Raw genomic sequence first — 24,444 nt, forward strand, 5'->3', positions numbered from 1 at the left:
TAGCCGGATGGCGCGTCATCCGGCAACCGGCGTGACCGATGGCTGCTTGTGTTTTAGACGTCCGTATACCAGCAACGACGACATGGCGGAAAACGAGAGCAGGGCGGCGGGAAGCGCCACGTAGTGGTAGGTAAAACCTAGCGTCAGCATCAGCCCGCCGCACCAGGCGCCAATCGCGCTACCGAGATTAAACGCGATTTGCCCTCCCGCCGCGCCCAGCAGTTCGCCGCCTTTGGCGTTTTGCAGTAGCAGGATTTGCAGCGGCGCAGAGAGCGCAAACAGACCAGCGCAGCAGATAAACGCGAAAGTCAGCGATGCCGTTTTGTATCCGCTGAAGAAAAAGAGCGCCATGAGAGAGAGCACGATAACGAGGTCAGTCACTACCGCGATGCGCAGCGGAGTATATCTGCCGGAGAGTTTGCCGCTTAACAGATTGCCTAACACCATCCCCAGCCCGACCAGCATCATAATAAACGTCATGCTCGTCTCCGAAAAACCGGAGATGTACATCATAAATGGCTTGATATAGCTGAACCAGGCAAAAACGCCCGCATTGCCGAACATCGTGGCGGCGAAAATGAGCCACGGCGCGGGGCTACGCAAGAAGTGGAACTGCTCGCGCAGGCTGCCTTGGGCTTTGTCACGAATATCCGGCACCCAGAAGAAAATCGCGGTGAGCACAGCGATGTTGAAAACCGCGATCAATAAAAAGGTGTAGCGCCAGCTAAATTCCTGGCTCAGGTAAGTGCCGACCGGAATGCCCACCAGATTCGCCACCGTCATTCCTGAAACCATACCCGCGACGGCGGCGGTGACTTTCCCGGGGCGGATAATCTTTGACAGGACAATGGCGCCGACGCCAAAAAAGGCGCCGTGCGGAAAGCCGGAAACCAGTCTGCCGACGGCGAGCATCAGATATGACGAGGAAAAGGTAAATATGGCATTGCCCATCACGCACAGCGTGACCAGAAACAGCAGTATATGTTTAAGCGAAAAGCGGCTGGAAAAGAGCGCCATAACAGGCGCGCCCAGCACGACGCCGAAGGCGTAAAACGAGATCATATGCCCGGCGGCGGGAATCGTTATCCCGACATCGCGTGCCAGCTCCGTCAGAACGCCCATAATGCCAAACTCGGCCATCCCCAGTCCGAACGTACCCAGCGCCAAAGAAAAAATAACTTTTTTCATACCACCTGCCGAAAATAAAGGCGCATGTTGCGCGCTGTGGCTGTGAATTGTCACAGCCAATCAACGTATAGCTTGCGGATAAGCGCGAGGTAATACCATTCCTTATCCGTCTTTGTGTATTCATTATTATGCTATGTCATGACAGTATGCTGTGCGCAGGATGACCTCGCGTTACTCCACAGCAAACGCTTTGTCCAGTTTGCTATAACCAAGTCCATTGATTTTTTTCACTTTTATCTGCACGGGGATACGTTCTTTCATGGCTTCCACATGGCTAATCACACCGATGGTCTTCCCGCTGGCATTCAGCGCGTCGAGCGCATCCAGCGCGGCGTCCAGCGTTTCGCTATCAAGCGTACCGAAGCCTTCGTCGAGGAACAAAGAATCAATGCGCGTTTTATGGCTGACCAAATCTGATAACGCCAGCGCCAGCGCCAGGCTGACCAGGAAACTTTCGCCGCCTGATAACGTTCGCGTATCGCGCACGGCGTCGGCCTGCCAGGTATCGACAACCTCCAGTTCCAGCGCGTCGCTGGCTTTGCGCTGCAATAAATAGCGGCCATGCAGGCGGGTGAGCTGATGATTCGCCAGCCAGACCAGATTATCCAGCGTCAGTCCCTGGGCGAATTTGCGGAACTTATCACCTTCTTTAGAGCCGATCAGCGCATTGAGATAGCCCCAGTCTTCCACTTGCTGAGAGGCTTGCTTCATTTCCGCCATCAGCGCGCGTTGGCGCTGCCGATTATCTGCATCCTGTTTAATTTGCTGGCAGATTTCCCCCTGGCGTGTCGTGTTTTCACGCAGTTGTTGCGCCAACTGCGCCAGCCGCTGCGCGAGCTGCTCCGCCGTACACGTTGGGTCCAGACCGGCGGGCGGCTGTTGCTGATGGTCAGCCAGCGCCTGCGCGGACTGCGCGCTTAACGCCTTCGCTTGTTGTAGCTGACTTTCCAGCGTTTGTTGTTGTTTTTCCAGACGGGTCACGGTCTCTTCATCCAGCAACGCCGCCAGGAACGTTGCCTGGCTGTCAAACGGGCTATTTTTTAACGCCGCATCAAAGTGCGCTATCGCCTCGGCGGCGCGCTGCTGTTCCTGCGTCGTCTGTTCCTGCAGGGTTTGCAACTGGCTTTGTAATGACACGCACTCATCATGCGCCTGCCGCCAGTTATCCAGCGGCACGTCGTCGTCGGAATCCGCGGTATCCGTTTGCGGTAGCGTTTCCAGCAACGGGGCAAGCCTGTCGATCTGCGTTTGCAAATCCGCGAACTCGGTCTGACGCTGTTGCCATATTTTCGCTTCGTCGGCGCGCTCATTCAGCCACGAAGCCTCGTCTTCTGGCGCTGGAAGGGAAAGCGTATACTGCGCCAAATCAGCCGTCAGCGACGCCTGACGCTGCGCAATCTGCGCGGTAAAGCGCGCTACCTGTTCAGTATGCGCCGCGATTTGCGTTTGTAGAGCATGACGCTGGCTGAGCTGATCCAACTGTTGCTCATGTTCTTCCGCGGCGGTCAGCCAGCCCGCGAGGTCTTCTTGCGGCTGGAGCTGAACGCCCAGCGTAGCGCACAGCGTTTGCCATTCCTCAGTAAGCGCTTGCTCCTCCTGCAACAACGACTGCGCCTCGCTTTCATCCCGCTGTAATTGTTGCGTTAAGGCATCTAACTGTCCTCGCAGCGCCGCGCCTTCTTCCGCCAGCGTTTTGACCTCTTTTTCCAGCGCGTCGCGGCGGGTTTGATTCGCGCTCAGTTCCAGCGCCTGATAGGCGGCGATGGCGGGGTGCGTCGTCGAGCCGCAAAGCGGACACGGCTGGCCGGACTGTAAGTGCGCCCGCTGGCTTTCCAGATCTTTGATGCGCGCCTCCTGATCGCAAATAGTGCGAACGTCCGCAAGCTCCTGCGCTTTAGTTTTATAACTCAAACGCTTATCCGCCAGACGTTGGGTGTATTGCGCCTGCTCCTGATGATGACGCGCGATAGCTGCCTGTAGCTGCGCCTGACGCTTTTGTTTCGGGAGAATTTGCCCCTGAAGCGCGGCGAGACGATGGCGTAGCGGACGCTGCCGGGTATGCAATGCTCTGGCTTCCGCCAGCGCCTGTGGCGTGAGGTCGAGCGTGAGCGGCGGTAGCGCATCACGCTGACGCGTATCGCTCAGCAACTGCTGTTGCCATTGGCTCAGTTGCGCCCGATCGTGGGATTGTTGTGTTAATAATGCTCGCCACCCCGCCAGTTCGCTGCGCCAGACGCGGATGCCGTCGTGTTCCGCCAGCCATGTCTTCAACCGCTGCCCTGTGGCGTTCAGTTGCGTGAATTGTCGATGCGCGCAGGCGCGGATACGCTGGCGCAGGCGATACGCGCTTTGTAAGCGAGCATTCACTTCATCACTGTGCTGGCGAACACGCTCAACGGCGCGGGTTTGTTCCTGAATGCGCTCCCAATGCGGGCGCAACTGGCGAGCAGGTTGCGCCAGCGTCAGCGCCGCGAGCTGCGGCTGCGCTTTTTCTCGCGCCTCTTGCGCCGCGTACAGCGCCTGCTGCCGGGCGTGTAATTCAGTGTGGAGCTCGTTTTTTCGGGTCAGCCAGTGAAGGTGCTGCTGCTGTACCTGCTGGTCGGCCAGCAGGCGTTTCTCTTCGTCAGTAAGCGCCTGCAAACTGGCTTCCAGTTGCTGTAACTGTTCGTCCGCCAATAGGGCGACGCCGCTGGCCTGCGCTTGTAACTTTTCCAGTTCGAGACGGGCTGATTTATGTTTTTCAAATACCTGTGCGGAGATCTGCCCGTAAATCTCAGTGCCGGTGAGCTCCTCCAGAAGCTCTGCGCGCTCTTTCGCTTTGGCGTTAAGAAAGGCGGCGAACTGCCCCTGTGATAACAACATCGAACGGGTGAAGCGCCCGTAGTCCAGCCCGGTCAACGTGGCGATCATCTCCAGTTTATCCTTTACCTTATCGGCAAAGATCTTTCCGTCTGAACACCGCGCCAGCTCCACGCGTGGGGCCTGGAGATTGCCGTCAGGCTGATTTCGGGCTCGGTTCTGGCTCCAGAACGCGCGCCAGGCTTCGCCTTTTACCTCGAACTCCACTTCGGCCAGACATTCCGCTGTATCGCGCGTCATCAAATCGTTTTGCGACTGCGATACCGTATTCAGGCGCGGCGTTTCGTGGTACAGCGCCAGGCAGATGGCGTCAAGCAAGGTGGTTTTTCCCGCGCCGGTCGGGCCGGTAATGGCGAATAACCCGTTACTGGCAAACGGTTCGGCGGTAAAGTCGACCTTCCATTCTCCTTTCAGCGAGTTCAGGTTTTTCAGACGCAAACTGAGAATTTTCATGCCTCGTGCTCCTCATTCAACGCGTAGAGCGTGCTGGAAAAGAGCTGATTCAGGCGCTCGCGCTGCGGGGTATCTAACGCTTCCAGCGCCAGACGCCGCGCAAAAACCTCTTCCACGCTAAGCTCGCTTAATGTTTCCCGCCGCTCGTTCGCCAGCGAGCGCTCACGCTGTTCGCGGCTACGGCGCACCAGTAATACCTCTACGGGGAGTGACTCCGTTAATGTCTGTATTCTGCGTTGGATATCGTGCAGATAGTCATCGGTGGTGATTTCAATATCCAGCCAGACGGGGGGCGATTGCTCAACGCCGCGCCACTGCTCAAGCTGTTCGGTAATTGATGCCAGGTCGCCTTTTAAAACCGCCAACGGTTGAGTCACGGGGACAGCCAGACTTTCGGTGCTTTGCCATTTCCCCTGGTCGAAGGTCACCAGATGCACGCATTTGCTTTTGCCGCACTCATCAAAGCTGAGGGCGATGGGCGAGCCGCAATAGCGGATATGCTCCGTGCCGCCGACACATTGCGCGCGGTGAATGTGTCCTAATGCGATATAATCCGCTGGGGGGAAATGCTGCGCCGGAAAGGCATCCAGCGTACCGATATAAATGTCGCGAACCGCATCGCTTTTGCTGGCGCCGACGGTGGTTAAATGTCCCGTCGCGATAACCGGCAGCTTTCGTTCGCCGCGTAGCAGGCACGCTTCCTGATACTGCTGTTGATAATAATCGGCAATCGCATGAAGAAGTTGCTGCTGTTTCTCGCTGCCGGATAACCCCGCCTGACTGGTAATAATGTCGCGCGGGCGCAAAAAGGGAATGGGGCACAGTACGGCGCCCGGAGAACCGTCGCGACGATGAAGTAGCCGCGGCGCATAGCCCGCGCTGGCGATCACGGTTGTATTGAGAAACGCCAGTATGTCGCGTGACTCGTTTAGCGTGGCGACGGAATCATGATTACCGGCCAGCACCACCAGATGACAGCCCATTTGCTGTAAATTAACGACGAAACGGTTATAAAGTTCTCGGGCATAGCTGGGCGGCGAACCGGTATCAAAAATATCGCCAGCGACAATAATGGCATCCACCTGATGGGCCTGCGCGGTCTCCAGCAGCCAGTCCAGAAAAGCCTGATGTTCCGCGGCGCGGCTTTTACTGTAGAAGTTTTGTCCCAGATGCCAGTCAGAGGTGTGGAGGATGCGCATAATTGTTCCATGCAAAAAAAAGCGTGAACGGGATTATACACGTCATCCCCTCCATTTTTGGGCGCAATTTACCGCCGGTACACGGTAATGCACGGTTTCACCGGTGTCATAAATCATCAACATGCTGTCAATGCCGCCTTTTTTTTTCATAAATCTGTCATAAATCTGACGCATAATGGCGCGGCATTGATAACTAACGACTAACAGGGCAAATTATGGCGAGACGTATTCTGGTCGTAGAAGATGAGGCGCCGATCCGTGAAATGGTGTGCTTCGTGCTCGAACAAAATGGCTTTCAGCCCGTAGAAGCCGAAGATTATGACAGTGCGGTGAATAAACTTAATGAACCCTGGCCGGATCTCATCCTTCTTGACTGGATGTTGCCCGGCGGGTCAGGGTTACAGTTTATTAAACATCTCAAACGTGAAGCCCTGACCCGGGATATTCCGGTGGTTATGCTGACCGCGAGAGGTGAGGAAGAAGATCGCGTGCGCGGGCTGGAAACCGGCGCTGACGATTACATTACCAAGCCGTTTTCCCCCAAGGAGTTGGTGGCGCGCATTAAAGCCGTTATGCGGCGCATCTCGCCGATGGCGGTCGAAGAGGTGATCGAGATGCAGGGATTGAGCCTTGATCCTGGCTCTCACCGCGTGATGACCGGCGACAGCCCGCTGGATATGGGGCCGACCGAATTTAAATTACTCCATTTCTTTATGACGCACCCGGAACGGGTTTACAGCCGCGAACAGCTACTCAATCATGTCTGGGGCACCAATGTGTACGTTGAAGACCGGACGGTCGACGTGCATATTCGCCGTTTGCGTAAGGCGCTGGAGCACAGCGGCCATGACCGGATGGTGCAAACGGTACGCGGGACAGGGTATCGTTTTTCGACCCGCTTTTAATGCCTTTTCCGCCAGTAGAACACAGGTTTCTGGCGGAGAATGCTTTCCATTCTTGAGGGAGTATGACGCGTGCTGGAACGGCTGTCATGGAAAAGGCTGGTGCTGGAGCTGGTGCTCTGTTGCATCCCCGCGCTTATCCTTAGCGCTTTTTTTGGTTATCTGCCGTGGTTTTTACTGGCGGCGGTGACGGGACTGCTTGTCTGGCATTTCTGGAATTTATTACGCCTCTCCTGGTGGCTTTGGGTCGACAGAAGTATGACGCCGCCGCCGGGACGGGGAAGTTGGGAACCGCTGTTATACGGTTTACACCAGATGCAGTTGCGAAATAAGAAGCGTCGCCGCGAGCTGGGGAACCTGATTAAACGTTTTCGCAGCGGCGCGGAGTCGCTGCCTGATGCCGTGGTACTGACCACAGAAGAGGGCGGTATTTTTTGGTGTAACGGTTTGGCGCAACAGATACTGGGGCTACGCTGGCCGGATGACAACGGGCAGAATATTCTCAATCTACTGCGTTATCCGGAGTTTACCCAGTATTTAAAAACGCGTGATTTCACCCGTCCGCTTCATTTGGTGCTCAATACCGGGCGGCACCTGGAGATCCGCGTCATGCCTTATACCGATAAACAACTCCTGATGGTGGCGCGCGATGTGACGCAAATGCATCAGCTTGAAGGCGCCAGACGTAACTTTTTCGCCAACGTCAGCCATGAGTTGCGTACGCCCTTGACGGTATTGCAAGGCTATCTGGAAATGATGCAGGAACAGGCGCTGGAGGGGGCGACGCGAGAGAAAGCGCTGCATACGATGCGCGAGCAAACGTATCGTATGGAAGGGCTGGTAAAACAACTGCTTACGCTGTCTAAAATTGAGGCGGCCCCGGCGCTGTTATTAAATGAAAAAGTGGATGTACCGATGATGCTGCGGGTCGTGGAGCGTGAAGCGCAGACGCTCAGCCAGCAGAAACATACCTTTACGTTTGAGGTCGACGATAGTCTTAGCGTTCTGGGCAATGAAGAGCAGCTACGTAGCGCGATCTCAAACCTGGTGTATAACGCAGTAAACCATACGCCGGCGGGAACGCATATTACGGTGAGCTGGCGACGTGTCGCGCATGGCGCTGAGTTTTGCATTCAAGATAACGGTCCGGGGATTGCTGCCGAGCATATTCCTCGTCTGACCGAACGCTTCTACCGTGTCGATAAAGCGCGTTCGCGGCAAACGGGCGGCAGCGGCCTGGGATTGGCGATTGTGAAACATGCGTTGAATCACCATGAAAGCCGCCTTGAAATCGACAGTTCGCCTGGCAAAGGAACGCGATTTAGCTTTGTGCTGCCGGAACGTTTAATTGCCAAAAATAGCGATTAATTGCCTTTCGTAAGTATAACTTTCCATAAGCCAGCGGATGCTGGCTTATTTTCTTTGCAGTTAAGACGGGCTCGTTGAAACATTCAACGTTTGGTGATTTTTTGTTCGCATGATTAGCCATAACTTTTTCATGAGAATGGTGTTTTATTCTGGTTGTAAATTTCATATCGCTATATTCATCTGGTTTTTAGATCCCACCTTGCTTTAAAACGTTATAAGCGTTTAAATTGCGCTTCAGGTGCTGTCATTACGACTGCATTTGCGCGGTAAATCGAAAAACAATTCTTCGCCGCATCGGTCCGGGAGCTTTTCCCGCTGAAATTGATAAAAAACGCCGCTTTATAATCCTCCGGGAAAGGCAAAAATTTTAATGTTTACAACATCACCATCCACAGGCAGTAAGACTTTATGACCCATCAGTTAAAATCGCGCGATATCATCGCCCTGGGCTTTATGACATTTGCGCTGTTCGTTGGCGCAGGCAATATTATCTTTCCTCCTATGGTCGGTTTGCAGGCGGGTGAACACGTCTGGACAGCCGCTATTGGCTTTCTGATTACCGCCGTAGGGCTACCGGTTCTTACTGTTGTGGCGCTGGCGAAAGTCGGCGGCGGCGTAGACAGCCTCAGTACGCCGATTGGTAAAGTGGCGGGACTCCTGCTGGCGACCGTTTGCTATCTGGCCGTCGGGCCGTTATTTGCGACGCCGCGTACCGCGACGGTGTCGTTTGAGGTCGGTATCGCTCCGTTGACCGGCGATTCTGCAATGCCGTTGCTGATTTACAGCGTGGTCTATTTCGCTATCGTTATTCTGGTTTCCCTCTATCCGGGTAAGCTGCTGGATACGGTGGGGAATTTCCTGGCGCCGTTGAAAATTATTGCGCTGGTCATCCTTTCCGTCGCGGCTATCGTTTGGCCTGCCGGTCCAATCAGCAACGCCCTGGACGCTTATCAGAATGCGGCCTTTTCTAACGGATTTGTGAACGGCTATCTGACGATGGATACGCTGGGCGCGATGGTGTTTGGTATCGTTATTGTGAACGCGGCGCGTTCTCGCGGCGTGACCGAAGCGCGCCTGTTGACGCGTTACACGGTCTGGGCCGGCCTGATGGCGGGCGTGGGGCTGACGCTGCTTTACCTTGCCTTGTTCCGCTTAGGTTCTGATAGCGCGACGCTGGTCGATCAGTCAGCGAACGGCGCGGCAATTCTTCATGCCTACGTTCAGCATACCTTTGGCGGCGCGGGAAGCTTCCTGCTGGCGGCGCTGATCTTTATCGCGTGTCTGGTGACGGCGGTGGGGCTGACCTGCGCCTGCGCTGAGTTTTTCGCGCAGTATATTCCGCTGTCTTACCGCACGCTGGTCTTTATTCTCGGCGGCTTCTCTATGGTGGTGTCAAACCTTGGACTGAGCCATCTGATTCAAATCTCCATTCCGGTGCTGACGGCTATCTATCCGCCGTGTATCGCACTGGTTGTATTAAGTTTTACCCGCTCATGGTGGCATAATTCCACCCGTATCATCGCGCCGGCCATGTTTATCAGTCTGCTTTTTGGTATCCTTGACGGCATCAAAGCATCTGCCTTTGGCGATATGCTGCCAGCCTGGAGTCAGCGTTTACCGCTGGCGGAACAGGGACTGGCGTGGTTGATGCCAACGGTGGTGATGGTGATCCTGGCGATTATCTGGGATCGCGCGGCGGGTCGGCAGGTGACCTCCAGCGCTCACTAAAATCGCTGACATATGTGTACACCACGGGGCTTAACGCCCCGTGGTTTTTTATTGTGTTGATAGGTCAGAAATTGATGGAAAGCAATAATAAGCTAAAGCGTGGGCTGAGCACCCGGCACATTCGCTTTATGGCATTAGGTTCGGCAATCGGCACCGGCCTGTTTTACGGCTCGGCGGACGCCATCAAAATGGCGGGGCCGAGCGTGCTGTTGGCCTATATTATTGGCGGGGTCGCGGCATATATCATTATGCGCGCATTGGGGGAAATGTCCGTTCACAACCCTGCCGCCAGCTCATTTTCGCGCTATGCGCAGGAAAACCTCGGCCCGCTTGCGGGCTACATTACCGGCTGGACCTACTGTTTTGAGATCCTGATCGTCGCCATTGCCGACGTGACCGCGTTCGGCATTTACATGGGAGTCTGGTTCCCCGCCGTGCCGCACTGGATTTGGGTACTTAGCGTGGTGCTGATCATTTGCGCCATCAACCTGATGAGCGTCAAGGTGTTCGGCGAGCTGGAGTTTTGGTTCTCCTTCTTCAAAGTCGCCACCATTATTATCATGATTGTCGCGGGTATCGGCATCATTGTGTGGGGAATTGGCAACGGCGGGCAGCCGACCGGCATTCATAACCTGTGGAGTAACGGCGGCTTCTTCAGCAATGGCTGGCTGGGAATGATCATGTCGCTGCAAATGGTGATGTTCGCTTACGGCGGGATTGAGATTATCGGTATCACCGCCGGGGAAGCGAAAGACCCGGAGAAATCCATTCCGCGCGCCATTAACTCAGTACCGATGCGTATCCTGGTATTTTATGTCGGCACGCTGTTCGTCATTATGTCTATCTATCCGTGGAATCAGGTCGGCACAAACGGCAGTCCATTTGTGCTGACGTTTCAGCATATGGGGATTACCTTTGCCGCCAGCATTCTGAACTTTGTGGTATTGACCGCCTCGCTTTCCGCTATCAACTCTGATGTGTTTGGCGTAGGCCGTATGCTGCATGGTATGGCGGAGCAGGGGAGCGCGCCGAAAATTTTTGCCAAAACGTCACGCCGTGGTATTCCGTGGGTCACTGTACTGGTGATGACGATTGCGCTGCTGTTTGCGGTTTACCTGAACTACATCATGCCGGAAAACGTCTTCCTGGTGATTGCTTCGCTGGCGACGTTTGCGACGGTATGGGTATGGATTATGATCCTGCTGTCGCAAATCGCCTTCCGTCGTCGTTTACCGCCGGAAGAGGTAAAAGCGCTGAAATTTAAGGTGCCGGGCGGTGTCGTCACGACGATAGCGGGTCTGATTTTCCTGGTCTTCATTATTGCGCTTATCGGCTACCATCCGGATACCCGCATCTCACTGTATGTGGGCTTCGCCTGGATAGTTCTGCTGTTGATTGGCTGGATATTTAAACGCCGTCGCGACCGTCAATTGGCGCAGGCGTAGTCGTTTTTCTCTGCCTTATCCGGTCTGCAGGCAACGGTAGACCGGATAAGCGGAGCCGCTTCTCCTCCTGGAGCCTCCTCCCCTAATAAACCCCTGGATGATGAGTTATCCTTTAAATCTCTGTGGCAAGGTGGCCCCATTTTCAGTAGAGGGGATACGAGATGTTGAATGCCTGGCACTTACCGGTTGCCCCATTTGTGAAGCAACATAACGATAAATTAACCATTACGCTGTGGCTGAGCGGAGAAAATCCGCCGTCTCGCGTGACGTTGCGCTCAGAATTCGATAATGAAGAAATCTCACTGGCGATGCGCAAACAGCGCCGCCAGCCGCAGCCGGGCGTGACGGCGTGGCGAGCGACGCTCAATATCGCGTTAGGGCAGCCACGTCGCCGTTACAGCTTTAAATTGCTTTGGCACGACCGCCAGCTTTGGTTTACGCCGCAGGGATTTAGCCGTTTTCCGCCTGCGCGTCTGGAACAATTTGCCGTTGATGTTCCGGACAGCGGCCCGCAGTGGGTCGCCGATCAAATTTTTTATCAGATCTTCCCGGATCGTTTTGCCCGCAGCCAGTCTCGTGAAGCCGGGCAGGATAAGGTGTATTACCACCATGCTGCCGGTCACGACATCGTGCGTAAAGAGTGGGATGAACCGCTCACCCCCCAGGCGGGCGGTTCCACCTTTTACGGCGGCTGTCTGAATGGCATTTGTGAGAAGCTGCCGTATCTGAAAAAACTGGGCGTCACAGCGCTATATCTGAATCCGGTATTTACCGCGCCGAGCGTCCATAAGTACGACACGGAAGATTATCGCCATGTCGATCCGCAATTTGGCGGCGATCCGGCGCTGCTACGCCTGCGGCGTGAAACCCAGGCGCAGGGCATGAGGCTGGTGCTGGATGGCGTGTTTAATCATAGCGGCGACTCGCATGCGTGGTTTGACAGGCATAACCGCAGCACTGGCGGCGCGTGTCATCACCCGGACTCGCCGTGGCGCGACTGGTACTCCTTTTCACCACAAGGCGTAGCGCTGGACTGGCTGGGTTATCCGAGCCTGCCGAAACTCGATTATCAATCAGAAACGCTGGTGGATGAGATCTATCGTGGTGAGGACAGTATCGTTCGTCACTGGCTAAAGGCACCGTGGAATATGGACGGCTGGCGGCTGGATGTCGTACATATGCTGGGCGAGGCGGGCGGGGCGCGCCATAATTTGCAGCACGTCGCCGGTATTACCCGGGCGGCAAAAGAGGCGCAGCCCGAAGCCTATATTGTGGGGGAACATTTCGGCGATGCGCGGCAGTGGCTACAGGCCGATGCGGAAGATGCCGCCATGAATTATCGCGGCTTCACCTTCCCGCTATGGGGATTTCTCGCCAATACTGATATCGCTTACGAACCACAGCATATTGATGCCCGGACCTGTATCGCGTGGATGGATAACTACCGCGCCGGGCTGTCACATCAGCAACAACTGCGCATGTTTAATCAACTCGACAGTCATGATACTGCGCGCTTTAAAACCCTGCTGGGTAAAGACGCGGCGTGCCTGCCGCTGGCGGTGGTCTGGCTGTTTACCTGGCCCGGCGTGCCATGTATTTATTACGGCGATGAAGTCGGCGTGGACGGCGCAAATGACCCCATGTGCCGCAAACCGTTCCCGTGGGATGAACGCAAGCAGGACGGCAACTTGCTGGCGCTGTACCAGCGTATGGCGAAACTGCGTCAGCGCAGTCTGGCGCTGCGTCGTGGCGGATGCCAGGCGCTGTATGCCGAAGGTGACGTAGTGGTATTCGTGCGGGTTTATCAGCAGCAGCGGGCGCTGGTGGCGATTAACCGGGGCGAGGCCTGTGAAGTGGCGCTGGAAGCGTTGCCGTTGCTGAACGTGGCCGGATGGCAATGTAAAACGGGAAGCGGTGACATCCGCGAGGGAAGACTTCGTTTACCCGCGATTTCCGCGACGGTATGGATGAACCGTTGAGGCGAGGTGGTTCGTAACACCGCACGCATAAAAAAGGCTCGCATTCGCGAGCCTTTTATCAATGCACTGACTTACAGGCTGGAAATGTTCTCAGCCAGGTATTTAGCCACGCCGTCCGGAGAGGCGTTCATGCCTTCTTTGCCTTTTTCCCACTGCGCCGGGCAGACATCGCCGTGCTCTTCGTGGAACTGCAGCGCGTCGACCATACGCAGCATTTCGTCGATGTTACGACCCAGCGGCAGATCGTTTACGACCTGGTGGCGAACAATACCGTTTGCGTCAATCAGGAAAGAGCCGCGCAGCGCAACGCCTTCGTCCGGATGTTCGATACCGTAAGCTTTCTGAATTTCACGCTTCACGTCGGCGACCATTGCGTATTTCACCGGGCCAATGCCGCCTTTATCGACAGGGGTGTTACGCCATGCGTTGTGGACAAACTCAGAGTCGAAAGAAACGCCGACTACTTCAACGCCGCGCTTCTGGAATTCTTCATAACGTTTATCAAAGGCGATCAGCTCAGACGGGCAAACAAAAGTGAAGTCCATCGGCCAGAAGAACAGAACGGTCGTTTTACCATTGGTGTGCTGTTTGAAGTTGAATTTATCAACAATCTCACCGCTACCCAGTACCGCCGCAGCGGTGAAATCCGGGGCCTGACGAGTAACCAGTACCATAATAATTCTCCTGCAATATTAAGGGTTTTAGAACGCAACGCGGGCAGTATAGGGAGGGCGAAGCGACAAAACAATGCGGTCTTGACAATCAATGAGACAGCTTTTGCCTATCGATCGGGTCATTATAAATCGTAATGATGACCCCTTTATGACAGCGAACGATCTTTCTGCCAACGGCGGATCTGACGCACGCCCTTGCTATCAGGCCGTCACAGCGCTTTGCGGGCGGCCTGTGCCATCATACGCGGATAAAAATGCCAGAAGCGCTCTTCTAACGCGTCGTAGTGCGCGTCCAGATCGTACCAGGAATCACGCAAGGCATCCAGCCGGGGACGGCGATTCGCCATGCCATTCAGCACGTTTTGAATGAAATCCATATCGCGATACCGCTCTAACCATTTTTCTGACCAAAGATAATCATTCAGGTTGACAAAGCGCGGCGGGGAGTCGGGCAGAATCGTCGCGACCTGCGCATGGGCGTAGCCGACAAACGCCTGAAGTGGAAAATCAGGAGAGATTTGCGTCCAGTGACGCGATAAAAAATGATCCCACATGACGTCCAGCGTAATGGGCGCCACGCGCCGAGTTTCATGGCGGAACCACTCTCGCGCCTCACGAACTTCCGGCAGGTTGTCGGTCATGACGTCAATACGCCGATGCATATAAATACCCTCTACCACGTCAGGAGGATAATGCGTTGCCGGGTTACCGCGGACAAAATCGGCCAGAAGATTACCGGAAAGCGAGCTGTCGGCAAGGTGCGCCAGATGCAGGTGAGCAAGAAAATTCATTATTGATTCTCTGTCCAAAAAGCGGGTAACGGTTGCAGCGGGAACGCCCCGGCACTAGACTACCCGCCTCTTATTTTAGTCTGAGTCAGAGTCATGCGCGTTACCGATTTTTCCTTTGAACTACCCGAATCCCTGATTGCCCACTACCCACAGCCGGAACGCAGTCGCTGCCGTTTGCTGTCATTAGAGGGGCCGACGGGCGCGCTGACGCACGGTACTTTCACCGATCTGCTCGATAAGCTCAACCCTGGCGATTTGCTGGTCTTCAATAATACCCGCGTGATCCCGGCGCGGCTCTTTGGCCGTAAAGCCAGCGGCGGCAAGATAGAAGTGCTGGTCGAACGTATGCTCGATGATAAACGCATCCTGGCGCATATTCGCGCTTCTAAAGCGCCAAAACCGGGCACGGAACTGCTACTGGGCGACGACGAAAGTATCCACGCGACCATGACTGCGCGTCACGGCGCTCTGTTTGAAGTTGAGTTTAATGACCCGCGTCCGGTGCTGGATATTCTCAACGCCATCGGCCATATGCCGTTGCCGCCGTACATCGACCGTCCGGACGAGGACGCCGACCGCGAACTGTACCAGACGGTCTACAGTGAAAAACCGGGCGCCGTCGCCGCGCCGACCGCCGGGCTGCACTTTGATGAGCCGCTGCTGGCGGCGCTTCGTGAGAAAGGTGTCGAAATGGCGTTTGTTACGCTACACGTAGGCGCGGGCACTTTCCAGCCGGTGCGTGTCGATACCATTGAAGATCACATCATGCACTCCGAATATGCTGAGGTGCCGCAAGAGGTGGTCGACGCGGTGCTGGCGGCGAAAGCGCGCGGCAACCGGGTTATCGCCGTCGGCACCACCTCGGTACGCTCGCTGGAAAGCGCGGCGCAGGCGGCAAAAAGCGATTTGATAGAGCCGTTCTTCGGCGATACGCAAATCTTTATTTATCCAGGTTATCAATACAAAGTGATTGATGCGCTGATCACCAACTTCCATCTGCCGGAATCGACGTTGATTATGCTGGTTTCCGCATTTGCCGGTTATCAACACACCATGAATGCCTATAAGACTGCGGTAGAACAAAAATATCGCTTTTTTAGCTACGGGGACGCGATGTTTATCACGTACAATCCGCAGGCTATTTCTGAGCGTCCGTAAGAAGGCTATCTCACTTGCCATTTTGACGCCGGGCAGTGCTCACCATCCTCACGTACTGCGTGTACGCTCCGGTGGTTGTGCGCTGGTCGACCCCAAACTGGCTGCGCCGATGACGCCTTCGGGAATTTATTAGCTATGGAATCATTCCGTAGCGAGTCGTTAAACGTCGGACTGTTTTTCTGACGCAGGAGTGATAATGAAATTTGAGTTAGATACCACCGATGGTCGCGCGCGTCGCGGTCGTCTGGTGTTTGATCGTGGCGTAGTGGAAACGCCAGCCTTTATGCCTGTGGGTACTTACGGTACGGTAAAAGGCATGACGCCGGAAGAAGTGGAAGCGACCGGCGCGCAGATTATTCTCGGCAACACTTTCCACCTGTGGCTGCGCCCGGGTCAGGAAATCATGAAGCTGCATGGCGATCTGCACGATTTTATGCAGTGGAAAGGGCCGATTCTCACCGATTCCGGCGGCTTCCAGGTCTTCAGCCTCGGCGATATTCGTAAGATTACCGAGCAAGGCGTGCACTTCCGTAACCCGATCAACGGCGATCCGATTTTCCTCGATCCGGAAAAGTCGATGGAGATCCAGTACGATCTCGGTTCCGATATCGTGATGATCTTTGATGAATGTACGCCGTACCCGGCAGACTGGGACTATGCTAAACGCTCGATGGAGATGTCGTTGCGTTGGGCGAAGCGTAGCCGCGACCGTTTTGATAGCCTTGGCAATAAGAATGCGCTTTTTGGCATCATTCAGGGCAGCGTTTACGAAGATTTACGCGATATCTCGGTGAAAGGTCTGGTAGAGATTGGCTTTGATGGCTACGCTGTCGGCGGTTTGGCTGTCGGTGAGCCGAAAGCAGATATGCACCGCATTCTGGAGCACGTTTGCCCGCAGATCCCGGCTGACAAACCGCGTTACCTGATGGGCGTGGGTAAACCGGAAGATCTGGTGGAAGGGGTGCGTCGCGGTATTGATATGTTTGACTGTGTCATGCCAACGCGAAATGCCCGTAATGGTCATCTGTTTGTGACCGACGGCGTGGTGAAGATTCGTAATGCAAAGCATAAAAGCGACACCAGCCCGCTTGACGCCGAGTGCGATTGCTACACCTGTCGCAATTATTCACGCGCTTACTTGCATCATCTCGACCGTTGCAACGAAATATTAGGTGCGCGTCTCAATACCATTCATAACTTGCGTTACTACCAGCGTTTGATGGCGGGTTTACGCAAGGCTATTGAAGAGGGTAAATTAGAGAGCTTCGTAACCGAGTTTTACCAACGTCAGGGGCGACCCGTTCCACCTTTGAACGTTGATTAATTTTAATAATGAGGGAATTTGAATGAGCTTTTTTATTTCTGATGCGGTAGCGGCAACAGGTGCTCCAGCGCAGGGCAGCCCGATGTCTCTGATTTTAATGCTGGTGGTGTTTGGTCTGATTTTCTATTTCATGATCCTGCGCCCGCAGCAGAAGCGCACCAAAGAGCACAAAAAGCTGATGGACTCCATTGCGAAAGGTGATGAAGTTCTGACGAATGGCGGTCTGGTCGGTCGAGTGACCAAAGTAGCGGAAGCCGGCTACATTGCCATCGCGCTGAATGACACCACGGAAGTGGTTATCAAACGTGACTTCGTAGCTGCCGTTCTGCCGAAAGGCACCATGAAGGCGCTGTAATATTTCGTTTTCCCAAAGGGAACTGCCGTGTTAAACCGTTATCCTTTGTGGAAGTACATCATGCTGGTCGTCGTGATTATCGTCGGCCTGCTTTACGCACTTCCCAACCTGTATGGTGAGGATCCGGCTGTTCAAATCACTGGCGTGCGCGGCGTCGCCGCCAGTGAGCAAACGCTGATCCAGGTCCAGAAAACGTTACAAGAAGAAAAAATTCCCGCTAAGTCTGTGGCACTGGAAGAGGGCGCTATTCTTGCGCGCTTCGACACCACCGATACCCAGCTACGCGCCCGTGAAGCGCTGATGAGCGTGCTGGGGGATAAATATGTCGTGGCGCTTAACCTTGCGCCGGCTACGCCGCGCTGGTTGGCGGCTATTCATGCCGATCCGATGAAGCTCGGTCTTGATCTGCGCGGCGGCGTTCACTTCCTGATGGAAGTGGATATGGATACCGCGTTAGGTAAACTCCAGGAACAAAATATCGATAGCCTGCGCAGCGATCTGCGTGAAAAAGGCATTCCTTATACCACCGTTCGTAAAGAAAATAATTATGGGCTGAGCATCACGTTCCGTGACAGCAAAGCGCGTGATGAGGCGATCGCCTATCTGACGCCGCGTCATCGTGACCTGGTGATTTCCAGCCAGAGCGGCAATCAACTTCGCGCGGTAATGACCGATGCGCGCCTGAGCGAAGCGCGCGAATACGCCGTTCAGCAGAACATTAATATTCTGCGTAACCGTGTTAACCAACTGGGCGTCGCGGAGCCAGTCGTACAGCGTCAGGGCGCAGACCGTATTGTGGTTGAGCTGCCGGGTATCCAGGATACCGCTCGCGCGAAAGAAATTCTCGGCGCGACCGCGACGCTGGAATTCCGTCTGGTGAATACCAACGTTGACCAGGCCGCCGCTGCTGCCGGGCGCGTACCGGGCGATTCCGAAGTGAAACAGACCCGCGAAGGTCAGCCGGTGGTATTGTACAAACGCGTGATCCTCACCGGCGACCATATCACCGACTCGACGTCCAGCCAGGATGAATATAACCAACCGCAGGTTAACATCTCGCTGGATAGCGCAGGCGGCAATATCATGTCTAACTTCACTAAGGACAATATCGGCAAACCGATGGCGACCCTGTTTGTGGAGTATAAAGACAGCGGTAAGAAAGACGCTAACGGTCGCGCCGTACTGGTGAAACAGGAAGAGGTGATTAACATTGCCAACATCCAGTCTCGGCTGGGTAACAGCTTCCGTATTACTGGTATCAGCAACCCGAACGAAGCGCGTCAGCTCTCGTTGCTGCTGCGTGCGGGCGCCCTGATTGCGCCGATTCAGATCGTTGAAGAGCGCACCATTGGCCCGACTCTGGGTATGCAGAACATCAAGCAGGGCCTGGAAGCCTGTCTGGCCGGTCTGGTGGTCTCCATCCTGTTCATGATCTTCTTCTATAAGAAGTTTGGTCTGATTGCGACCAGCGCGTTAGTGGCTAACCTGGTGTTGATTGTCGGTATCATGTCGCTGTTGCCGGGGGCAACGCTCAGTATGCCGGGGATTGCGGGTATCGTGTTAACCCTTGCAGTGGCGGTCGACGCCAACGTTCTGATTAACGAACGTATCAAAGAAGAGTTGAGTAATGGCCGCACGGTACAGCAGGCGATAAACGAAGGCTATGCCGGCGCGTTCAGTTCCATCTTCGATGCGAACATCACGACGCTGATTAAAGTCATCATTCTGTATGCTGTCGGTACCGGGGCAATTAAAGGGTTCGCGATTACGACCGGTATCGGTGTGGCGACGTCGATGTTTACCGCGATTATCGGTACGCGTGCTATCGTAAACCTGCTATATGGCGGCAAGCGCGTCACTAAGCTGTCAATCTGAGGAGTGCGATGTGGCACAGGAATACACTGTTGAACAACTAAACCACGGCCGTAAAGTCTATGACTTTATGCGCTGGGACTTCTGGGCATTCGGCATCTCCGGGCTGTTGCTGATCGCGGCCATTGTCATTATGGGCGTACGCGGGTTTAACTGGGGGCTGGATTTCACCGGTGGCACGGTAATTGAAATCACGCTGGAAAAACCGGCTGAAATGGACGTGATGCGCGAAGCGCTGCAAAAAGCGGGCTATGAAGAGCCGCAGTTGCAGAACTTTGGCAGCAGTCACGACATTATGGTGCGTATGCCGCCAACCGAAGGTGAAACCGGCGGTCAGGTACTTGGTAGCAAAGTGGTGACGATCATTAATGAAGCCACCAACCAGAACGCGGCCGTGAAGCGTATTGAATTCGTGGGGCCAAGCGTGGGCGCCGATCTGGCGCAAACCGGCGCCATGGCGCTGCTGGTGGCGTTGATCTCTATCCTCGTTTATGTCGGTTTCCGCTTTGAGTGGCGACTGGCAGCAGGGGTGGTCATCGCGCTGGCGCACGACGTGATCATTACGCTGGGGATACTGTCGCTTTTCCATATCGAGATTGACCTGACCATTGTGGCATCGTTGATGTCGGTGATCGGTTACTCGCTGAACGACAGTATCGTGGTCTCCGACCGTATTCGTGAAAACTTCCGCAAAATCCGTCGCGGGACGCCTTACGAAATCTTTAACGTGTCGCTGACCCAGACGCTACACCGTACGTTGATTACCTCCGGTACGACGTTAGTGGTAATTCTGATGCTGTACCTCTTCGGCGGTCCGGTACTGGAAGGCTTCTCGCTGACGATGCTGATCGGTGTCTCTATTGGTACGGCATCTTCTATCTATGTCGCATCGGCGCTGGCGCTGAAACTCGGTATGAAGCGCGAGCATATGCTGCAGCAGAAAGTCGAAAAAGAAGGGGCGGATCAGCCGTCCATTCTGCCGTAAACACGTATTTAAGTGTTATCTGAATCCCGGTCATGCGATCGGGATTTTTTTATTTATGTACCATGACGATAAACATTACTGACAGTATGCTGTCAGGAGCCCTGTCATACACTCCTCATGAATTTACCCACACTCGCAGGAGGATGTATGAAAAACTTGATTAACTGGTTTGAAATTCCAGTTACTGATATGGCGCGTGCAATCGCCTTTTATGAGCAAGTGATGCAGATATCGTTACGTCGGGAAACCATGGATGGGGCGGACCTGGCCGTATTCCCGTATGCTGAACCCGGACCCGGCGGAGCGCTGATAAAGCAGGATGATGTCGCTCCAGTTGCGCAGGGAGTCGTTATTTATCTGCATACCGCCGATTTGTTAGCCTCGATTGAACGTGTCGTCCTTGCCGGTGGCAAGTGTGTTCTGGAACCCATGGTTCCCGGAGATGACATTGGAACCATCGCGTTGTTTATTGACAGCGAAGGTAACCGAATAGGTTTACATCAACCTGCGTGATATTTGCTAAATGTAGAGAGTCAATATGACCAGACGCGCTGACCGTTTGTTTCAGATCGTGCAAATTTTGCGGGGTAGACGACTGACGACGGCAGCGCTGTTGGCACAGCGGCTTGCGGTTTCTGAACGGACAATTTATCGCGATATTCGCGATCTGTCGTTATCCGGTGTGCCTGTCGAAGGTGAAGCGGGGAGCGGATACCGTTTAATGGCGGGTTTTGATCTGCCGCCCTTGATGCTTACCCATCGTGAATCGGAAGCACTGATGGTGGCTATACGGTTATTGAAAACCTGGGGCGGCGATTCGCTATCGCGCGAGCTTGAATCCGCCCAGGAAAAAGTGTTGGCTATTTTACCGGAAGAGAGCCGTCGTAAAGCGGAGCAGACACGGATTTACGCTCCGGATTTGGGTACATCTCCACATTCGCGCAGCGCGTTTGATCTTATCCATCAGGCCGTTTCGGCGCAGCAGGTGTTGGCGCTACATTATCGTGATGAAGCGGGGCATCTCTCTTCGCGGGATATACAACCGCTGGGATTGTTTTTCTGGGGAGAGCACTGGCTACTGGTTGCCTGGTGTGAGAGACGGGAAGACTATCGGTGTTTTCGCCTCGATCGCTGTTTACAAATTACTCCGCTTAACCGGCGATTTCGTGAAACAATCGACCGTTCTTTGCGTGATTTTTTGCGAAAAGTCGAGCACGAAAAAATGCCGTAAGATGTGATAGCGATACCTCTAACGCTTGTAAAACGGGTTGATTGGTCATCAGTTTGCCTGAAATAGCCTTCCTTACCTGGATATATAAGTTGCACAGAATCATTGCTAAAAGCCCGGCTTCGCGGGAAACTGCGCATAACCCTTTGTATTATTCAGGTACCTGTTAATTATGGCTATCATCCCAAAAAACTACGCGCGCCTGGAAAGCGGCTATCGTGAAAAAGCGCTGAAGCTGTTTCCGTGGGTATGCGGACGTTGTTCCCGTGAGTTTGTGTATTCAAATCTGCGTGAGCTGACGGTGCATCATATCGATCATGACCACACCAATAACCCGGAAGACGGCAGTAACTGGGAGCTATTGTGCCTCTACTGCCACGATCATGAGCATTCTAAATATACCGAAGCCGATCAGTACGGTTCGACGGTCATTGCCGGGGAAGATGCGCAAAAAGATGTCGGCGAGGCGACTTATAACCCGTTTGCCGATCTGAAAGCGATGATGAACAAAAAGAAATAAGCAGGCTGCTGACAAAGCTGTTGGTGCTGTTGAATGTTAGGTTACGCTTCGCTCCACCCAACGGAATCCGCAATATAAATGAATTATTGGTTTTCGTAGGTCGGATGCAATCCGACATTTTTTCAGCCCCGGAGTTTGTCGCCAGACCCAAACGTCCTGTAACGCATACATTGTCACTGGAATCCCGATCGCAAGGTTGGGATTTTTTTGTTTTTAATTCATGCCGATACTGGCGAGCAGAGTAGAATCAGCGGTAAGCCGGGGCAACCCGGTGAGGCGCAATGTTGCGGGGGCTTGATCCCCGGTGGCCTTGTCGCTGGAAAGAGAAAACCCCCGCACATTGTTCGGTATTCACCGGCAACATTACGGGGGCTAACTTGACCCTAGACAAGTTGAGGATAGCCGCGAACCGTTGCCATTGCAACAAAGGCGGCAATATGACGCTCACAGAGTTGAGCATTACTATCTGGCACGATCTGGCGGCACCAACGCTGGTCGGGATTGCGACAGGTCTGTTTTTAGGCTGGCGGCATCGCCGGAAGTAATGTGAAGTGGGCGCGACTCGCCGCCGCATGGCAGCATGCGCCCGAAACGGGCCAGAGGGCGACCTCTGGCCTTTTTTGCAGGTTTAGAAGTTATAACCCACGACCAGGTAGCCGCCCCAGCCGGTAGATTTCGCGCTGAAATCGCCGTCGCCCCAGTTCAGTTTTGCGCCATTCTGCCACTGTCCGCCGTTATGGAAGTAACGCGCAACGACCGAGTAGTGCCAGTGATCGTAGTTCAGCGCCAGGATATGGCTGGAAGCGATGGAGTTGCTGGTACGGTTCGGATCGTCGCCTAAATCAGATCCCCAGTCAAAGTTGGTAAAGCCGATATAGCTCAGTTTACCGCCCCACAGATCGGTGATGGGGACGAAGTATTTCACTTTGAAACGGTAGCCGTCCCATTCGTTTTCATTGGACGCGCCGTAGTTTTGCCACTGATATTTCGCATACACGTTCAGCGACAGGCCCATCGGCAGGCCGGTGTCGATATCGGTCCCCAGACCCATATACCACGTGCTCTGGCGGCTGGCTTTGTTATCGCCCATATCGTAGATGTAGTTGTTGGCGAAATACCACTCTTTAAACGGGCCGAAGCTCAGGTCTGCGCCGGTCAGCTTATCAATCGAGAAACGCGGCTCGATTTCCATGAACAGCGGAGAACCGTCGGACCAGATACCTTTATCGTTGCCGTTACCCCAATCAAAGGTTTTGGGAATATCGATATAGCCGTAGAAATCAAACCAGTCTTTTTTGGCAAATGCTTCATATTCCAGATAGACGTCGTTGTTCAATTTCGGCGAGAAACGGGTATGGTAGCTGCCTACCACGTTTACGCTCTGGTGCCACCAGTCGGACAAATACTGCGGCTGATCATTTTCTGCTGCGTTAGCAGTAAAAGATGAGGTGAGCGCCAGCGCTGCGCTGACTGCGAGTAAAGTTTTTTTCATATGTATGCCACTGTTTGAAATCCCTTGCGGGAGTGAAAAGAACGCAATTTGCGTTTCTAAATATTTCGTGTTTCTGCGGAGCCTATTATAAAAATCATTGCTCACAAAAATATGTCTTGTTTCACATATCTATCATTTACGTAATCGATTGCGTTCACGTTTGCACATTTTAGACGCGGCGACAGTACTATCTTTCATGAATATTACCAATCCATGTCATAAATGACGGAAATGTCAGTAGGGCAACAAAAGTCGCGCGGGGGATGTTGCGGAACGCACAAAACGCTCCGCCAGAACGTTTATTGATTAACAGGCTGAATATCATGGATGCGAATGAAGCCTAACTGCGCCGGTGTGATCCCCTTCAACGGTAACGAAATATTGACATCACTGGGCGCCAGCAAACTGGCAGGAGCATTTACCAGAAGGCTCTGTGCATTCACCTCCTGATAGTTCTCCGTAGTGCCCTGAAGTTGCCCGTACTCTACGGTAGCGCTGAATGCTGGCAGCGGATCGCGGGACTCGCCCTGAATGCGTAACGTTGCGTGAGCGCCGTCTGCGACAGGCGTAATCTCCAGCAACGTCATACGTAGCGTACCGATCTGACTCTCCAGCCGGGCAGGCGTATTGGCGCCAGGCAACAAATAGACGCCGCGGGTTGACTCCGCATTCAGCTTATTTTGTTGGGTAATTTTTACCGTTTCCTGATTCAGTTGGGTCATCTCTTTATTCAGGGTGCTAATGCTTTGATGCATCTGGCGAACTTCGCTCTGCGGCGCGCAGGCGGTCAGGCTCAAGAGACTTCCCACCAGGAGAATTCTTAGGTAACGTCTTGTCATGTCGATCATTTCCTTCGTGGTCCGATAGCGTAATGGTAGTGCGCTATACGCACAAAGGCACCGATCCTTTATCTCAAAAGCGCTC

The 24,444-nt window shown here is 54.1% G+C and carries 21 protein-coding genes; 14 read left to right on the forward strand and 7 right to left on the reverse strand.

Features of this window, described 5'->3' with window-relative positions:
- Window positions 1–15: 15 nt before the first annotated feature.
- The 3 genes from araJ to sbcD form a co-directional block, all read right to left on the reverse strand.
- Entirely contained in the window at window positions 16–1,188 is a 1,173-nt protein-coding gene (araJ, locus tag ABVN36_RS15945; RefSeq protein ID WP_023137926.1) for an MFS transporter AraJ, read from the reverse strand.
- A gap of 171 nt (window positions 1,189–1,359) precedes the next feature.
- A complete protein-coding gene (sbcC, locus tag ABVN36_RS15950) occupies window positions 1,360–4,500 on the reverse strand; it encodes an exonuclease subunit SbcC (protein WP_023137927.1) in 3,141 nt (1,046 codons plus the stop codon).
- On the reverse strand, window positions 4,497–5,699 hold the full coding sequence (gene sbcD / locus ABVN36_RS15955; RefSeq protein ID WP_023137928.1) for an exonuclease subunit SbcD: 1,203 nt from the start codon (window positions 5,697–5,699) through the stop codon (window positions 4,497–4,499). The genes sbcC and sbcD overlap by 4 nt, the downstream gene beginning before the upstream one ends.
- Window positions 5,700–5,914: 215 nt before the next feature.
- Between sbcD and phoB the strand changes: the two genes are divergently transcribed.
- The 5 genes from phoB to malZ all read left to right on the forward strand — a co-directional run bounded on the left by phoB (window position 5,915) and on the right by malZ (window position 13,121).
- Window positions 5,915–6,604, forward strand: a complete 690-nt coding sequence (gene phoB, locus ABVN36_RS15960) for a phosphate response regulator transcription factor PhoB (protein ID WP_000113918.1) — start codon at window positions 5,915–5,917, stop codon at window positions 6,602–6,604.
- Window positions 6,605–6,673: 69 nt separating this feature from the next.
- The gene (gene phoR, locus ABVN36_RS15965) at window positions 6,674–7,969 is read left to right on the forward strand and encodes a phosphate regulon sensor histidine kinase PhoR (RefSeq protein ID WP_000893645.1); all 1,296 of its coding nucleotides are present in this window, start codon (window positions 6,674–6,676) and stop codon (window positions 7,967–7,969) included.
- 408 nt (window positions 7,970–8,377) lie between these two features.
- The gene (gene brnQ, locus ABVN36_RS15970) at window positions 8,378–9,697 is read left to right on the forward strand and encodes a branched-chain amino acid transporter carrier protein BrnQ (protein WP_000149625.1); all 1,320 of its coding nucleotides are present in this window, start codon (window positions 8,378–8,380) and stop codon (window positions 9,695–9,697) included.
- Between the two features lie 74 nt (window positions 9,698–9,771).
- A complete protein-coding gene (gene proY / locus ABVN36_RS15975) occupies window positions 9,772–11,142 on the forward strand; it encodes a proline-specific permease ProY (RefSeq protein ID WP_000445556.1) in 1,371 nt (456 codons plus the stop codon).
- Between the two features lie 161 nt (window positions 11,143–11,303).
- Window positions 11,304–13,121, forward strand: coding sequence for a maltodextrin glucosidase (gene malZ, locus ABVN36_RS15980; RefSeq protein ID WP_023137929.1), 1,818 nt, complete (start codon window positions 11,304–11,306; stop codon window positions 13,119–13,121).
- A gap of 71 nt (window positions 13,122–13,192) precedes the next feature.
- Here the strand turns inward: malZ and ABVN36_RS15985 are convergent, their stop codons facing one another.
- Together ABVN36_RS15985 and acpH are read right to left on the reverse strand one after the other, a co-directional pair.
- Complete coding sequence (locus ABVN36_RS15985; RefSeq protein ID WP_000244731.1) at window positions 13,193–13,795, reverse strand: peroxiredoxin; 603 nt, start codon at window positions 13,793–13,795, stop codon at window positions 13,193–13,195.
- A gap of 209 nt (window positions 13,796–14,004) precedes the next feature.
- Complete coding sequence (gene acpH / locus ABVN36_RS15990; protein WP_001009858.1) at window positions 14,005–14,586, reverse strand: ACP phosphodiesterase; 582 nt, start codon at window positions 14,584–14,586, stop codon at window positions 14,005–14,007.
- Window positions 14,587–14,679: 93 nt separating this feature from the next.
- On the opposite strand from acpH, the gene queA reads away from it, so the two are divergent.
- From queA to ABVN36_RS16035, 9 genes are all read left to right on the forward strand, one after another.
- Entirely contained in the window at window positions 14,680–15,744 is a 1,065-nt protein-coding gene (gene queA, locus ABVN36_RS15995; protein WP_001266530.1) for a tRNA preQ1(34) S-adenosylmethionine ribosyltransferase-isomerase QueA, read from the forward strand.
- Window positions 15,745–15,940: 196 nt separating this feature from the next.
- Entirely contained in the window at window positions 15,941–17,068 is a 1,128-nt protein-coding gene (tgt, locus tag ABVN36_RS16000) for a tRNA guanosine(34) transglycosylase Tgt (RefSeq protein WP_000667305.1), read from the forward strand.
- Between the two features lie 22 nt (window positions 17,069–17,090).
- Window positions 17,091–17,423, forward strand: coding sequence for a preprotein translocase subunit YajC (gene yajC / locus ABVN36_RS16005; RefSeq protein WP_000007628.1), 333 nt, complete (start codon window positions 17,091–17,093; stop codon window positions 17,421–17,423).
- A gap of 27 nt (window positions 17,424–17,450) precedes the next feature.
- On the forward strand, window positions 17,451–19,298 hold the full coding sequence (gene secD, locus ABVN36_RS16010; protein WP_000934811.1) for a protein translocase subunit SecD: 1,848 nt from the start codon (window positions 17,451–17,453) through the stop codon (window positions 19,296–19,298).
- 10 nt (window positions 19,299–19,308) lie between these two features.
- The gene (secF, locus tag ABVN36_RS16015; RefSeq protein WP_000046629.1) at window positions 19,309–20,280 is read left to right on the forward strand and encodes a protein translocase subunit SecF; all 972 of its coding nucleotides are present in this window, start codon (window positions 19,309–19,311) and stop codon (window positions 20,278–20,280) included.
- A gap of 147 nt (window positions 20,281–20,427) precedes the next feature.
- Window positions 20,428–20,793, forward strand: a complete 366-nt coding sequence (locus tag ABVN36_RS16020; RefSeq protein WP_000793035.1) for a VOC family protein — start codon at window positions 20,428–20,430, stop codon at window positions 20,791–20,793.
- A gap of 25 nt (window positions 20,794–20,818) precedes the next feature.
- Complete coding sequence (locus tag ABVN36_RS16025; RefSeq protein ID WP_000198318.1) at window positions 20,819–21,511, forward strand: YafY family protein; 693 nt, start codon at window positions 20,819–20,821, stop codon at window positions 21,509–21,511.
- A gap of 169 nt (window positions 21,512–21,680) precedes the next feature.
- Window positions 21,681–22,028: an HNH nuclease YajD gene (gene yajD, locus ABVN36_RS16030; RefSeq protein ID WP_000974818.1), complete on the forward strand. Its 348-nt coding sequence runs from the start codon at window positions 21,681–21,683 to the stop codon at window positions 22,026–22,028.
- Between the two features lie 437 nt (window positions 22,029–22,465).
- The gene (locus ABVN36_RS16035) at window positions 22,466–22,573 is read left to right on the forward strand and encodes a type I toxin-antitoxin system toxin Ldr family protein (protein WP_023137930.1); all 108 of its coding nucleotides are present in this window, start codon (window positions 22,466–22,468) and stop codon (window positions 22,571–22,573) included.
- Between the two features lie 83 nt (window positions 22,574–22,656).
- On the opposite strand, the gene ABVN36_RS16040 is transcribed toward ABVN36_RS16035, so the two are convergent.
- Together ABVN36_RS16040 and ABVN36_RS16045 are read right to left on the reverse strand one after the other, a co-directional pair.
- Window positions 22,657–23,520 (reverse strand): nucleoside-specific channel-forming protein Tsx, encoded by an 864-nt coding sequence (locus tag ABVN36_RS16040; RefSeq protein ID WP_000752021.1) that lies wholly within the window; start codon window positions 23,518–23,520, stop codon window positions 22,657–22,659.
- Window positions 23,521–23,819: 299 nt separating this feature from the next.
- Entirely contained in the window at window positions 23,820–24,359 is a 540-nt protein-coding gene (locus tag ABVN36_RS16045) for a DUF3251 domain-containing protein (RefSeq protein WP_000198488.1), read from the reverse strand.
- Window positions 24,360–24,444 lie beyond the last annotated feature (85 nt).

Source organism: Salmonella sp. SJTUF15581, from assembly GCF_043356775.1.
GTDB lineage: Bacteria > Pseudomonadota > Gammaproteobacteria > Enterobacterales > Enterobacteriaceae > Salmonella > Salmonella enterica.